The sequence below is a fragment of the Flavobacterium sp. TS_SC_5 genome (genome assembly GCF_056156265.1).
Genome location: NZ_CM149588.1, coordinates 390,427 through 405,781, shown reverse-complemented (window position 1 = coordinate 405,781; position 15,355 = coordinate 390,427). Strand labels below are relative to the sequence as shown.

The 15,355-nt window shown below is 32.7% G+C and carries 12 protein-coding genes and 2 tRNA genes; 3 read left to right on the top strand and 11 right to left on the bottom strand.

Annotated elements, in window-relative coordinates; all coding sequences use genetic code 11:
• Position 1: 1 nt before the first annotated feature.
• The 9 genes from AC0J6S_RS01805 to AC0J6S_RS01765 all read right to left on the bottom strand — a co-directional run bounded on the left by AC0J6S_RS01805 (position 2) and on the right by AC0J6S_RS01765 (position 12,023).
• A complete protein-coding gene (locus AC0J6S_RS01805) occupies positions 2–1,669 on the bottom strand; it encodes a peptidase domain-containing ABC transporter (protein ID WP_474955167.1) in 1,668 nt (555 codons plus the stop codon).
• A 6-nt stretch (positions 1,670–1,675) separates the two neighbouring features.
• A complete protein-coding gene (locus AC0J6S_RS01800; protein WP_474955166.1) occupies positions 1,676–2,347 on the bottom strand; it encodes a TetR/AcrR family transcriptional regulator in 672 nt (223 codons plus the stop codon).
• A gap of 111 nt (positions 2,348–2,458) precedes the next feature.
• Positions 2,459–3,091, bottom strand: coding sequence for a leucine-rich repeat domain-containing protein (locus AC0J6S_RS01795; RefSeq protein ID WP_474955165.1), 633 nt, complete (start codon positions 3,089–3,091; stop codon positions 2,459–2,461).
• Between the two features lie 782 nt (positions 3,092–3,873).
• Positions 3,874–4,647, bottom strand: coding sequence for a DUF2490 domain-containing protein (locus AC0J6S_RS01790; protein ID WP_474955164.1), 774 nt, complete (start codon positions 4,645–4,647; stop codon positions 3,874–3,876).
• Complete coding sequence (locus tag AC0J6S_RS01785) at positions 4,644–4,877, bottom strand: carbonic anhydrase (RefSeq protein WP_474955163.1); 234 nt, start codon at positions 4,875–4,877, stop codon at positions 4,644–4,646. The genes AC0J6S_RS01790 and AC0J6S_RS01785 overlap by 4 nt, the downstream gene beginning before the upstream one ends.
• Positions 4,834–5,079 (bottom strand): carbonic anhydrase, encoded by a 246-nt coding sequence (locus AC0J6S_RS01780; RefSeq protein WP_474955162.1) that lies wholly within the window; start codon positions 5,077–5,079, stop codon positions 4,834–4,836. The genes AC0J6S_RS01785 and AC0J6S_RS01780 overlap by 44 nt, the downstream gene beginning before the upstream one ends.
• A 342-nt stretch (positions 5,080–5,421) precedes the next feature.
• Entirely contained in the window at positions 5,422–6,939 is a 1,518-nt protein-coding gene (gene gpmI / locus AC0J6S_RS01775) for a 2,3-bisphosphoglycerate-independent phosphoglycerate mutase (protein ID WP_474955161.1), read from the bottom strand.
• Between the two features lie 140 nt (positions 6,940–7,079).
• Positions 7,080–9,497, bottom strand: a complete 2,418-nt coding sequence (locus AC0J6S_RS01770) for a DUF5916 domain-containing protein (protein WP_474955160.1) — start codon at positions 9,495–9,497, stop codon at positions 7,080–7,082.
• Positions 9,498–9,629: 132 nt separating this feature from the next.
• A complete protein-coding gene (locus AC0J6S_RS01765; RefSeq protein ID WP_474955159.1) occupies positions 9,630–12,023 on the bottom strand; it encodes a DUF5916 domain-containing protein in 2,394 nt (797 codons plus the stop codon).
• Positions 12,024–12,211: 188 nt separating this feature from the next.
• Between AC0J6S_RS01765 and AC0J6S_RS01760 the strand changes: the two genes are divergently transcribed.
• Positions 12,212–12,934 (top strand): murein L,D-transpeptidase catalytic domain family protein, encoded by a 723-nt coding sequence (locus AC0J6S_RS01760; RefSeq protein WP_474955158.1) that lies wholly within the window; start codon positions 12,212–12,214, stop codon positions 12,932–12,934.
• Here AC0J6S_RS01760 and AC0J6S_RS01755 read toward each other — a convergent pair.
• Entirely contained in the window at positions 12,923–14,512 is a 1,590-nt protein-coding gene (locus AC0J6S_RS01755) for a L,D-transpeptidase family protein (protein WP_474955157.1), read from the bottom strand. The two genes, AC0J6S_RS01760 and AC0J6S_RS01755, sit on opposite strands and share 12 nt — an antisense overlap.
• Positions 14,513–14,701: 189 nt before the next feature.
• Entirely contained in the window at positions 14,702–14,833 is a 132-nt protein-coding gene (locus tag AC0J6S_RS01750) for a hypothetical protein (RefSeq protein WP_474955156.1), read from the bottom strand.
• A 171-nt stretch (positions 14,834–15,004) separates the two neighbouring features.
• Between AC0J6S_RS01750 and AC0J6S_RS01745 the strand changes: the two genes are divergently transcribed.
• Positions 15,005–15,077, top strand: a tRNA-Gly gene (locus AC0J6S_RS01745).
• A 46-nt stretch (positions 15,078–15,123) separates the two neighbouring features.
• Positions 15,124–15,196: transfer RNA gene (locus tag AC0J6S_RS01740), tRNA-Gly, on the top strand.
• The last annotated feature ends 159 nt before the right edge of the window (positions 15,197–15,355 follow it).

Below are 15,355 nucleotides of genomic sequence, written 5' to 3'. Positions count from 1 at the left end.
ACTATTTATTTTTTAAATCAAGTTGAATAGTTCCATTTTCCATAGTGATAATACGACTGCATTTGGTTTTCCAATATGGGTTTTTTGAGGAAACTATTATAGTCCAGTTGTTCTTCTCGGACGTAAGGAAATCGATAATTTCATTAGCAATTTTAATATCCATCATGTCCGTAGGATCTTCGTAAAAAAGGATTTTTGGTTTGTGTATGATACTTCTAGCCAATAGTACTTTTTCAGCATCGGAAGATGATAATTGTTTACCTTCTGGGAAAATATGGGTTTCGAGACCCTTCGGCAGCGTTTTTACAAAGCTGGAAAGTTGGACGCCCTCAATAGCCCACTTTAGATTTTCAGTAGTGATCGAGTTGTCATTGAACGTAATGTTTTCTAAAAGGGTTCCTTCAAATGGTGTTTCGCCATGAATAATACCGCCAATTTGGGAACGATATTGCTTTAGGTTGATTTTTCTGTATGTATCGTCATTGATGTAAAAAGTACCCGCTGTAGGTTGTAATAAACCGGATAATATGCGAATTAGCGTTGTTTTCCCAGAACCATTAGGACCTTCAATCGCTATTTTTTCTCCTTGTTCTATTTTAAGGGATAAATTACTCAATATTTCCTTCTTGGAGTCCGGAAATTTAAAAGTAAGATTTTCTATTTCCAATGATATATTAGCATAGCAAGTATCGCTGCTAAAAGCGGTTTCCTCTTCTAATTCCATGTCAGTCACTTGACCAATTTTTTCAATTGAAGTTAGTACGTCATAGAATGTTTCAAGTCCGATGATGATTTTTTCGACAGAGGTAATAACTAATAAAATAATGATTTCTGCCGCTACGAATTGGCCAATATTCATTTGTTGTGACAATACCAAAAAACCTCCGATAGACAATAATCCACCAGTTATTAAAATTTTAAAAATAATTAATTGGGTGAACTGTCTTTTGATGATGCTAAAATGTTTCTCCCTGTAATTTAAGTACTCACTAACGATATTATTATTTTTTTGGAGTCCAAAATTGTAGTGAAGGTCATTTTTGAAACTATAATTATTTCTAGCTAATTCTTGTAACCAGCCTGCTACTTTATATTTGAATTTTGATTCTTTCAAACTCGTTTCCAGACCTGATTTAAAAGAGAATCGAAAGATAAAATACAAAAGGAAAAAAAGTAGTACACCAAACAGAATGAAATAGGGGTGGTATAAAGATAGTAAAATTACTCCAAAAGTAATTTGCAATAGTGCCGCAGAAAAATCAATTAACAGCTTGGAAGTTCCTTTTTGGATGGTCATTGTGTCAAAAAATCGATTGGCTAATTCCGGTGGATAGGAATTGTACAATTGATCCATTTTTATTTTGGGCAAACGGGCTGCAAATTCAAATGAAGCGCGAACAAATATTTTCTGTTGTAAATTTTCAGTGATCCGCAATTGCATCAAGGATAAAATTCCCACTAATGCTACACCAAAAATCACCAAAATAATTAAAACAATCCAAGAGGCGCTTACTCTTCCGGATTGTATAAAGTTGATGATAGCCTGAATACCCAGAGGCAAAGACAAACTGATTAATCCTGCAAAAATGGCATAAAAAAATATTTGATAAACATCTTTTTTATCTAATTCAAGTAAATTGAAGAAACGTTTTAATGGGGAATTTTTCATATTATATTATTTTGTAATTCGTTCAACTAAATCATTGTAGAAATCGGTTGGTGAAATAGTTTCATTACAATTTGTAATTGTTTTTAAATGGTCCTTTAAAAAATGCTGGTGTAATGCGCCTTCGACTATTGATGAGGCTAAACTTTTTGCATATTTATAATCAGGATTTACCACTTGTATCATTTCTATAACTCTATTGATTACTCTTTTGTAAACTAAGAAAAAACCAATTTTATTTTCCTCGTCAACGTCTTTTGTTAGCAATGTTTTTGTGAATTCGGCAATTATTATTTTGTTTAGAATAGATTCGTTGATATGGGCGGTTGTAAAATCATCTTCAATTTTTTCCGTTAAAATAGTAATAGCTTTTTTTAATTTCTCCAATGGTACAGATAAATTATTAGTTGCAAACACTAATTTATACTCCATCCAGCCCCAATACCACGAGGATAAATACAATAATAGTTTATGCTTACTTTCAAAGTATCTATAGATTGAACTTTCATTCGAACCAATTTTTTCACCAAGTTTTTTGAACGTAAAATTTTCAAAACCTATTTCATCTATCATTAAAATACTATGCTCAATTATTTTTTTTCCTAAAGAAGAAGTTTCAGGATTCTTTACGTAAAGTTGATCGTTGACTGTTATTGTTATATTTGCTAAAATAGTGTCCATTTTTAAAATTTTAATGATATACTTGAGAGACAAAAAGGGATTTTATATTATTGTTACACTGCTTGTATCTAAAACTTATTTTTAATTAAAGATAAGTTTTATCGGTTATTATTAGAAATTTATTTTTAGGCCAAAGTTTAAATTTTTCATATCTCTAATGTCAGTTTCTATATTGTTATTTTTTAAATCTAAATATTTTAAATGATCTAATGTTTTGAGAACTGGGATTTCCTTCAATTCATTATTACCTAAATACAATTTTTCTAGATTTTTAAAACGCAGTAGTTCACTTGGTAATGATTTTAAGTGATCATTTTCTAAATGCAGGGATTTTAAATTTGGCAATTTTGCTAAAATGTTTAGCGTTTTAGGCAAATTCATTTTTTTTTCATCATTTAAAAAGACCTCTTCTAATGCGGTCAAATTAGAAAAAGCACTAGGTAATATATTGAAATCATTTCCACTTAAATCAATTGTCTTCAGAGATTTTAGAGTAGTAATACCGATTGGTAATTCCTTTAAATGATCGTTTTTAAGATTTAGATATGCAAGATTAGTAAACTTTGTCCAATCAATGGTATCTAGTTTAACTGTTTGATTACTCAGATCTAGCCTGTAAATCATTTCAGGATTTTTCAGAGCTTCTTCTAAATTATTGTAATCTTTGCTTTGATCAAGCTTAATTTGACCAAATAATGCATTTGAAAAGACGATTAAAAATGCCAAAATTAAGTTTGTTTTCATTTTATTTTTTTAATGATTATCCAGCAAAAGTAACCACATAGTTAATAGTAATGCTATTGACTATGTGACTTTAACTATTTTTTAAGAAGCCCATGCTTTTGTTTCTTGTTCTGTAATTAACCTGAACTCGATTAATCATTCAAGAAAAATATGTAAAAGATGAAATTATATTAATATAAACATTTGAAAATTAATGCTTTAACTTAATAATGTATTCAAGATCTCGTAATATTTCGCGGCAAAATTTTGATTAATTGCATAAAAATTTCTTCTTTTTTAGACTCAACACTATTGAGTATTTGTAGGAACAAACGAATCCTGTAGAAATTACGCTTTAAAGGTTCTGTTACTATTTTGGGATGATTTTATCAATTTAAATGAAATTTCATTCTTAACTGGACAGAGAAATCGGTAAGCTTTGCTATAGCTCAAGTTAATGTTAATAGTAGTGGAATTGTCAAAATGAGGGCTTTATTACCGCTATTTTTTAAGAATTAATTCCTGATTTCTTGCCAAATAGGATAACTACAATGATTTTTTGTAGTACTCCAAATAGAATCATTCTTTTAAACACAAAACCGCCTAATATAACCGTTAGCGGTCTTTTGTTAATCGAGTTTAAGGGATTTATAACACTTAGTTTTTAAGAGGCCGATTTTCCTTATAGCTGTAACTTTCTTGTTATCATATATATTGTATAGATCTGATTTTAATGAATGGAGTATATCTTGTTGTGCTTTTACAAAGTCAATCAATCAATTATTTGTTGTAACTAATTTTTGTTATTTTTTTTTAGTAAAGTCTACATTTATTAGTGTGTTTACTATGAATCCATTATTGTTTTGAAATACATTTCTTTGTTCTATTTCTCTTCCAAGTTGTACCGTTTGATTTATATAACCGCCTTCAACTCTAAAATTATTATTTAATTTGTAACCTAATAAAATTCCTATGCGGTTTTGATCAAATATATTTTCATTTACATTTTTTCCAAATCCTAGCAGTATTTCGTTGTAAGCGGCTATGTAAGTGGTTTTATTTGTTATTTCATTTCCTTTTAATGGCATTTGTATTCTAAACATATATCGTAAACGGTTAAGAAATAAATAGTCATCTTCTACTCTTATTGTTGGATTTGTATATCTTCCTATGAAACGCTGTTCGAGCATAAAACGATGCGATAGATCAAATTTTGATATTTTATCTGTGATAGTAGCCATCTGAAAAATTCTATGTTCCGTAAAATCCCTGCCCATTCCGTTGATTGGAAAATTACCATACGGATAGGTCTCGATCCAGGCATATCCTAATCGTAATTGCAATTTTGGATTAGTTTGGTAGTTCAATCCTACACGCACTAATCCTTGTTGTTTATCAGCAACATAATTGTCTCTTCGCCATTGGTACTCGGAGTGCAAGCTAAATTTATTGGAAACTTTAAATGTCCCAAAATATCCCAGCCATCCTATTTGGTTGTGGTCATTTAATCTTGTGTTTTGCGAAAAAACACTGTTGCCTACAAGTAACAATAGTGTTATAAATATTATTTTTTTCATTTAGTATTCTTTTTTGGCTGTGGCAAGTTCTTTAGTGTTTCTGGTAGGAATTCTACTTTTCCTGTGTGGATATTATATACCGCACCTACTATTAAGATTTCACCATCTAAGTATTTTTTATGTAAGATTGGGTCTAGGTCGCGTAGGTTATTAACTTGGTCAACTACATTTTGTCGTACTGCATTATTAACTGGATTTCCTGGCAAATTTCGTACTCCTATAGGGCGCATCAGCAGATGCTTGTCCAGCAGTTCTGATGATAAATAAACCACCTAAACCTTGATCAAAAATCATTTCATTAGGCACTCTTGAATCTGAACAGCCTACAATTATTGCAAAGGGTTCCTGTCGGTTTATTAGACTTTTTATGGTATTCATGTCTTGCCTTGGTTTGATTGTTCTCCCTTCAATAAAACGTTTGTTTCCGCCCATTAATTTCTTTATTTTAATCCTAGGATCTGCATAAGCGGAATCTCTATGAATGATATAATGTTCTTTTTTCCATTGTACGGAATCAATCTCAATTTTTTTTAATTTGTTTTTTTTGATTTGTTTTTTTTGCGAATAAGTGCTTAGGCTTATGCTTAAACACACACTAAAAATAGAATGCTTTTTTTTATGTTTTTAATTAATTATAGTTAAACATTTTAATTTGACACAAATGTAATTAAAAATAATAGTATCACTATTAGTAATGAAAAATTAACTTTATTTATAAAAAAAAGCTACTCGTTTGGAGTAGCTTTCAATTCAAATATTGCTTGTTGGTTTTGCTTAAAGTAATGAATGACAAGTCATTACTTCTGGTTTTTCTACTCCCATTAATTCTAAGATGGTAGGAGCAATATCGCCAAGAACCCCATCATGAATTATTCTTAGGTCTTTGTCCACTAAAATAATTGGAACTGGATTTGTAGTATGTGCTGTATTTGGACTTCCGTCAGGATTAATCATTGTTTCACAATTTCCGTGATCTGCAATTACGATGGTAGTATAATTATGGGCTAATGCTGCCGTGATTACTTTTTCGACACATTGGTCAACTGCTTCACAGGCTTTTATCGCAGCACTCATAATTCCGGTGTGTCCTACCATATCGCCATTGGCAAAATTCAGACATACAAAATCCACTTCTTCTTTCTCTAATTCGGGAATCAGAGCATCCGTCAATTCAAAGGCACTCATTTCAGGCTGCAAATCATAAGTAGCAACCTTTGGAGAGTTTTTCAAGATACGGCTTTCGCCAATAAAAGGCTGTTCTCTTCCACCGGAAAAGAAAAAAGTTACGTGAGGGTATTTTTCCGTTTCAGCAATTCGTATTTGCTTTTTGTGTGCTTTTTCTAGTACTTCACCAAGCGTTTCTGTAATATTATCTTTATTGTAAACAACTTTTACATTTTGGTAGGTTTCGTCATAATTAGTCAACGTAACATAATACAAATTAAGTTTGTGCATGTTTTGTTCATGACAATCCATTTGTGTTAATACTTCAGTTAGTTCTCTTCCTCTATCCGTTCTGAAATTAAAGAAAATAACCACATCATCTTCTTCTATTGTTGCTAGAGGTTTGTCGCATTCATCCACAATAACCGTTGGATGAATAAATTCATCAGTTACATTGACTTCATAACTTTCCTCGATGGAAGTCACCGCATTTGTTGAATGTGTTCCAATTCCGTTTACTAATAGATCGTAAGCAAGTTTTACTCTTTCCCATCGTCTGTCTCGGTCCATCGCATAATATCGCCCCACAACCGAAGCCAGTTTTACGGTAGTATTAGTAATATATTCCTGTAAATCTTGAATGTAATGTTTGCCGGATTTTGGGTCTACATCACGACCGTCAGTAAAGGCGTGAACAAAAACTTTTTGTAATCCATGTTGTTGTGTGGCGTCAATCAAGCCACGTAAATGAGACGTATGAGAGTGTACACCGCCATCTGAAACCAGGCCTAGAAAGTGTACTTTTTTATTGTTTATTCGGGCATACGTAAAGGCATCAACTAAAACTTGCTCTTTAGCTAAAGTGTCGTGTGCAACGGCTAAGTTTATTTTGGCTAAATCCTGATATACGATTCGGCCTGCACCAAGATTCATGTGACCTACTTCGCTATTTCCCATTTGCCCTTCAGGAAGACCAACATTTAATCCGTCAGTTCTGAGTTGAGCACTTGGATAATTTCTATAAAGACTATTAATAAATGGAACATTGGCATTATCGATAGCAGAAACTTTTGGGTCAGGAGATTTTCCCCAACCGTCTAAAATCATAAGAATTACTTTTTTGTTCATTGGAATGTATTTTATACAAAGATAAAGTATTTCTAAAAATCTTCAAGTGAATCAAAATCACTATTATAGATTCAGAGGCTAAGCATAACAAATAATGATTATTTTGTTGTGGAATGTTGCCTTTTTTAAGGTTTATGCATTTAGAATTTATTCTTAACTTGGTTGTAATCTATAAAATAACGCACACTTATTGAGAAAACATGACTCAATGCATCATTATTCAATAAATTGGTGAAGTTCTCTCTAAATTCTTTGTTGATGTTTCTTTCAAAAGCGCCAGCATTATTTCGGTATAAAACAGAAATTTGACTTCCTGGCGCAAACCACCAAGAATAAGATAAATCAGCATTCCAAGAATAAAAACTGGAGTTTTTGTTGTCTGCGTATCCTGCAAAATCCATAAGTCTGCCGTTTTGTTCTAACGATAAAGTATTTTTATTCTCGGCATATGACCAATAATGGCGTAACGAAATATTAAAAGTCATTTGGCTGTTCAGCGAATATTTTCCCGATAGCGTATTCGAATAGGTAATTACATTTCTATTAGCAAAGATTATAGCATTTGGTGTAACCGAATTTAGATCTTCATTAATGCTGTCAATGTAGCCTTTATTATTGTTTTGTCTAAAAAAGTTGAAATTATAATTCAATGATAATTTATCGCTAAAACGGTATCTCGGACCAAGAGAAAAACCATAAGAATTTCTTCCGGCTTCATCAAAAACGGCGTATGACGGATTGAAATCAATGGCAAAACTATTGTTGTAATTGGTTGAAATATAAATAAAACCTCCAAGTTTACTTGGTTTTATGACGTATCTGTCAGCGGTTCTTGGTTCGTAATAATCGTAGGTCTCTACTGGATTCGTATCGAAACCTGTTCCGAAGTAATGATTTTTTTTGGTATTCGAATTAATCTGAAAGTTAATATTGCCCGTTTGTAATTTGCCTGTTTCTTTTTGAAATTGTGAATAAGCGTTTATTCTTGCATTGAAAGTGTTAAAGTACTTCGTCGGATTAAGGATTCTATAACTGGTGTTACCATATACACTGTAATAATTAGTCTCAAAATTGATTCCTAAATCATTATTATCAAAATCTTTTGTGGTGATATCAGCCCCAACTCCATAACGAAATTTACCGCTGGTTTCAGAAAAATTCAATTGGGAATTAATCCCTTTTTTATCTTCTACACCATTGATATAACTGTATTTGAAATCACCGGCAAGGTTGTAGGTGTTTTTTTTAGTATTCAAATCCCAAACTAAGGCGGTTACATTTCCATCTCTAAAACTTCCGTTTCTGGTAACATTTGTGTTAACAAACGCAACAGAAGAATTTTTGCGAAAGCGCTGATCTAAAACTAATACATTATAATTTGCAAGCGGTTCAACAACTTCTTTTCGGACTTCTTGTGTGTCGTTATTTCTGATGGTTGCAGTTGTTTTTTCGGTGACAGCATTTAAGATTCCAACTCCCAATCCATTTTTGGTTCTTCCAGAAACTTTAAAGGCATTGATAAGGTTTACACTAGCGGGATTATCAATGATTACTTCGTTTGCAGCTGTGGTAGGATAATTGATTGGATTTCCTCCAATTCGTCTTGAATAAACTAAATTTCCTTTGCTGAATAAATCCGTTCCTTCTGTGAAAAAAGGTCTGTTTTCATTAAATTGTTGTTCAAATGGTCCTAAATTCAGAATTTGATCGTCGTATTTTGTTTGTCCAAAATCAGGAATCAAAATCATATCTAGTGTAAAAGCATCGTTTATACCGTATTTTAAATCCAGTCCGCCTTTAAGTGTTCCGTACGTTTTCTGTTTTGAATCGGCATTTACATAAAAAGAAGAGTACGGTAAAAGAAAAAGTCGGGTAGGAGGTTTAATGTTTTCAATACCTTCCAAGACTCCTGTTTGTTGGGTAAATGTTCCCAATTTTGAATCGATGAAGTTCCAAGTAAATTTTTGTCGGTCTCGTCTTATCTCTCTAAAAAAATTAAGTCCCCAAGTTTGTTTGTTTTCACCAGAAAAACGGAGTGCTGCGTATGGAATTCGCATTTCGACAATCCAACCTTTAGCTGTAATTACGGCTTTGCTTTTCCAAACGGCGTCCCAAGAATAATCCTCGCCATTGGAGTCGGTTGTAATACAATCTGCTTGACCATCAGCAGCATTTACAAAAAATTGAAAGTCTTGCTGACCATCATTAAATCCATTTATAAAAACTCCAAAAATATCCGAAGTCCCAAAATCATCTCTTTGAGTGATTTCTCTTAGAATTTTATCTGGATTGTCATCATACATCATGGCTCCAATATATATGGCGTCGTTATCGTATAAGACTTTTACTTCTGTTCTTTTGTTTTCAGGAATTGCCTTGCCATTATCAGGTTCAAACATAATGAAATCAGTTGCTACTGCAGCAGATTGCCAAATAGGTTCGTTTAAATTACCATCAATTTCAATTTTTTCGGAAATAAACTTTGTTTGTAATATTTTTTTTTGGCTGTAGCCAAAGACACTTATGAAGAGGAAAGAAAGCAATAAATGATTTTTCATGAAACTGTTGATTGATTGATGCAAAATTAGAAAAACCAAAATAGTTTCAAAGGGACAAATCACCAATCCACACAATAGTTTGGATTAATAGACTCCCTTTTTAATTGAATGTTACAGTTTGTTTTGAAAAAATTAAAATTTATTTTTTACAGAATTGTAATCGATAAAATAACGAATGCTTACTGAGAGTACATTGGTTAGGTCGCTATTAAAAATGCTTTTTAGATTTTTAGATAGGTCTTTTTCGACTACTACGGCTCTTTCTAATCCATAGTTACGGTACAAAACTGAGATTTCGCTTCCTGGCGCAAACCACCATGAATAGGATAAATCAAAGTTCCAGGAATTAAAATTTCGGTCTTTGTTTTGTGCGTAGCTAGTATTTGGAGTTAAATAACCGCTGTTTTGCAAGGTAAAGAATTCATGATTTTTAGAATACGACCAATAATAGCGAGCCGTTAAGTTAATGGTCATTTTATTGTTCAAGGAATATTTTCCAGTAAGATCATTTTGAAGAATTTCTCGATTGCGTTCTGCAAATACAATTCCTGTATCATCAAAGGCAACCCAACCTCGATCATTAATCATTTTAGTGTATTCAGATGCGAAGGCTAAAGAAAATTTGTCATTGAATCGATATTTTGAACCTAAATAAAAGCCATAATTATTCCTACCGCTCTCATTGTATTTTGTAAATGCAGGTTGGATAATTACTGTAAAAGGATTGTTGTCATTTGAGGTAAAATTTAGAATGGTAATCATTTTTTCTGGAAGAAATACATATCTTCCATATTCACGTGGCTCGTAAAAATCGAATGTTTTGACGGGTGTTAATTCGAATAAAAGCTCTAAAGAATCATTCCCTAATGTTGTCGCCCTTATTTCTGTACCAAAAGCACCAGTTTGTAATTTTTTAGACGTATTGTCCACTTCAAAATTTATATATTCATTTAATCTGAAAGTATTAAAAATTTTGGTTGGATTTACTATTCTATAGCTTGCATGCCCATAGGCATTGTGATAATTAGAATAAAAATTGATGCCTAAATCATTCACATCGTAATTTTCAGAAAGATATTTTCCAGAAAAACCGTATCTATATTGCCCACTTGTTTTTTCAAAACCAATTTCTGTTTTAAATCCATCATAGTCTTCAATGGTATTGATGGAGCTGTATTTAAAGTCACCGTATAGATTATAGGTATTTGATTTTGTGTTTAAATCAAACAATACTGCGGCAACATTTGCATCTCTAAAATCTCCGTTTCTGGTAGTATTTGCATTGACAAAAGTCACAGAAGAGTTTTGGTTAAAGCGTTGGTCCAGGACAAACATATTGTAATTTGTCAAAGGTTCAATGACTTCTTGTCTGGTATCACCGGTGTCATTGTTTAAAATAGTAGCTTTAGTTTTTTCAGTAACTGCATTCAAGAATCCAATTCCTAAACCTTTTTGAGTTCGACCAGATATTTTTATTGCATTAAGTAAATTGACTGTACTAGGATAATTAGTTATTTCTTCGTTTGCTGCGTTTGCTGGTTCGGTACTTGGAGCACCGCCAATTCTTCGCGAATAAAACAAACCTCCTTTGTTAAACAAATCCGTTCCTTCTGTAAAAAAAGGTCTGTTTTCTTCAAATCTTTGTTCAAAAGGCAATAGGTTTAAAATAGCATTGTCAAATTTTGTCTGTCCAAAATCAGGTACTAAAATAGCATCTAATGTAAAGGAGTCGTTTATTCCGTATTTTACATCTAATCCAGCTTTGAAAGTTCTGTCAGAGCCAATATCACTTTGCTGATGGTAGGCGGATGTATATGGAATTATAAAAAGTCGGGTAGGAGTTTGTATTTTTTCAATTCCTTGAAGAATTCCTGCTTGTGGAATTACAGCGCCTATTTTAGTGTCAATTCTGTTCCACGTATATTTTTGTACATCACGTTTTATTTCTCTCATGAAGTTTAACCCCCAAGTTTGTTTGTCAGCTTTCGAAAATCGCAAAGCAGCATAAGGGATTTTCATTTCCACAACCCATCCAAATTCCGTAATTGTCACTTCGCTGTCCCAAATGGCATCCCACGTATAATCTTCATAATCGTCGGTTGCTAAACAATCCATTTGAACTCCTGCAGCACTCACGAAAAATCTAAAATCTTGTTGGCCATCATTGAAACCATTGATGTAAACGGCGAAATGATCCGAAACCCCAAAAACATCTCTATTGGTTATTTCTTTCTGAATTTTACTGGGTTCATTGTCATAAAGCAATGCAGATATGTAAATGGCATTGTTGTCATACAATACTTTTACTTCTGTTTTTTTATCATTGCTAATCAGTTTTCCATTGTCAGGTTCAAACATAATGAAATCAGTTGCAACTGATGCCGATTGCCAAATTTCTTCGTTTATCTTTCCATCTATTGTAATGTTTTCTGTGATAGATTTTGCTTGAAGTGCCTTTTTCTGACCGTAGAAAGTAAAACTGAAGAATATAAGTAAAAATAGAACGAGAGAATGTAATTTTGACATAAATTGGGATAGGTTATACACAAAAATAATAAAATTAACATGAAAACTGCCTTTTTTGTGATTATTCAATCATTAATTAGTCGTGGATTGTGTTATAGTAAAACTAAATTTTTGTTAAATGCGATCTTATTCTTGATTATTGGCGTACGTTTGCAACCCCGAATTAATCTATAACTTAAAGAAAATCAATGATTTATACGATATTTCCTACTGTATTGTTTATGCTTGCTACTTTATCTCCAGGTAAATTAAGTTTCTCTGAACCAAAGAATATTAAACCAGTAATTTATGCTAAGGCGTTAGAAACTAGTGTTGAGACTAAAATTGAAATAGCCTACAATAATTTACATTCTGACAAATTTGCTTTGCCAAAATTGGAAAGCTTTGCTGTGGCCTTAAAAGGATATTATTCGTTGAAAGAAAAAGGATTGATTAAGAAAGATATTTTAACTTTAGTTGATTTTAGTTTATCCTCTAATACCAAAAGACTTTGGGTAATTGATTTGATGACTGGTGAAGTCTTGTTTCACTCTTTGGTTGCCCACGGAAGAAATACGGGTGAAGAATACGCTTCTAATTTTTCTAATGCTTCAGAGTCGTATAAAAGCAGCTTAGGGTTTTATTCTACGGGTGAAATTTACAATGGCAAACACGGTATGTCACTTCGTTTAGACGGTTTAGAAAAAGGAGTAAATGATAATGCAAGAGCAAGAGGCGTAGTGATGCACGCAGCTGATTATGTGTCTAATTCCTTTATCAAAAATAACCATAGATTAGGAAGAAGCCAAGGCTGTCCAGCTGTTCCAGCTGAATTATCTAAAGAGATTATCATCACAATCAAAGATAAATCCTGTTTCTTTATCTATCATCCTTCAAGAGCTTCTAAATTTGGAGCCAAATCAATTTCGTAATTTATCGTACAAATTAGCGTCAAGATTGTAAATATCATCTCTGAAAATTAATTTATCGTTCTCGCTCCAAGCAGTCCAATATAGTAGATGAAAAGCTATTTCTTTTTTGATTTTTACAAATTTCGTTCTCTCATTCTGTAAAGTTTCAGTGATTTTTTCCAGGTTCCAATTAACTTCGTCGTTCAGTATATACTCCGTTAATTCCAATGGATTGTCTACTCTGACACAACCTGAACTTAAGGAACGATCAATTTTGTCAAAATAATCCCTGTGATTTGTATCATGTAAATAAACGGAAAAACGGTTTGGAAAAATGATTTTTACCATGCCTAACGAATTAAAAGTACCCGGACTTTGTACATATCGATAGGTTTTAGCCTGAGATAATTGCCATTCATAAGGACTAACAATTCTTCCATTACTATCGTAAACTTTAATGTTTGAATTTGTCAAATAGCTTCTGCTTCTTAAAATTGCAGGAATTACGTCTTCTCTCAGGATGGTTGGTGGAACTGTCCAAGTTGGATTAAAAACGACTTGTGTCAATTTAGAACTAAGTACCGGTGTTTTTCTTTTTGCTCTTCCCACAATAACCCTATGTGCTCTCAACGTATCATTATTGTTTACCAGGGACAACTTATAATCTGGAATATTGATGATAATATATTCCTTTCCCATTTGTTTCGGATACCATTTCCAGCGTTCCAGATTTACTAGAATTTGTTGCGTTCGTTGATTCTTAGAAAAATTAAGGGACGCAATGGTTCCTGCTCCAATTTTTGCATCAGCGGCTAAACCGTGCCGTCTTTGAAATTTTTTTAAAGCACTAACCGTTTCTTCATCATATACCGGCGTAAGACTGTCTTTAGGTTGCAATTCTTTCCAGTAAATTAATCTTTTTTTGATATCAATGAGGGAAGGATTAGTGTCATTCGGAGTTATTATTTTTGAGAATTTTATAGATTTAAAGTTGTCTTTTGGAAAAGAATTAATTTGCTGAAGTGCTTTTTTTAATCTTTTGTAAATAAGGTGATTGGGTTTCAATTGCTCTATTTTATAAGCCAAGGAATCGGTTTGAAGCAATTGGGCGACTGTTGTATTTAGATCTATTTCGTTTGGTTTCAAATCCCAGTTTTTATATAATTTTCTAGGATTTAGCCGTCCTTTAGTGAGATGTGAGATGTATTTTTGTAAACTGGAAGTCAGTAAAATATCATATTTTGCCAAATCTACAGAATCTAGCGTGATTACTTTTTTTTCGAAATCAAATAATGTTTTTACGTTGTAGTCTTCGGGGATTAATCCTTCTTCATCTGATTTGAGAAGTTCCCTTAACATTATTTTTCTCTTTTCTTCGGATTGCCACACTGTCCTGTAATTCGTAGACGTGTAAAAATCTGTAAGTACTTTGTTGTGGAACGAAAGTATTAAAGTGGAATCTATATTGGTCGGTTTTCCCTCCGGTTGTACATGAGGTTTTGCAATCTCTTCTTTCAAGATTACCTCGCTTTTTAGTGCTTCTTTTTTGCAACTAATGAAGGTCAACAGCATCACAATCAAAAATGTACTATTCATCATTTATACCTTTAAACGTTATACTTTATTGTTCGATTCCTAGACCTTTTACTGTAAAAAAATAAAACCTTCCTTTTCCGGCGTTGAACCAAATTAGATTTGGTTTGTTTTTGCTGCACTCTTTTTCATGTGTGAATACATGTTCTTTACTTCAAATATGGGAACTACTCCCAAGAGATTTTCAGAGTTATATCAACCAAAATGAACAGCTGTTGCTAAAATATGGCCGTCAAGACGACAACTTTCTAGCGATTCTTCCATCCGAAGTGTAGAAAGTCGTACCGAAAATGCATCCAAAGCAAGTACTTGTTTGATGTTTTGCATTATTTTTTTTAATTTTTTTTTGTGTCCTATAAAGGTATAATATTTTCATATTAAATTCTTTATGATTTGAATCCTCTTTTTAAAAAAGGTTTAAGAGGTAGGTTTGAGACTTTTTAAGAAAAAAACTTGCATTGAAGCAAACTTATTAAGTATATTTGCACCGTTGTTAATGCGAAAGTAGCTCAGTTGGTAGAGCTCCAGCCTTCCAAGCTGGTTGTCGCGAGTTCGAGCCTCGTCTTTCGCTCTAAGTTTCAAGTTTTACTTTGAAATCTTAATTTTACTGTTATAATGCGAAAGTAGCTCAGTTGGTAGAGCTCCAGCCTTCCAAGCTGGTTGTCGCGAGTTCGAGCCTCGTCTTTCGCTCTTAAAACCTCAAACTTTTGTTTGAGGTTTTTTATTTTAAGGTTGTGCTAGTCCCGAAGCTTCGAGATATCCCGTGAACGAAGAGATACGGGAAGGCCTAGTCTTTAGCTCTTCAAAGCCGAAACTTAATTGTTTCGGCTTTTTTTATTTTGGAGATTT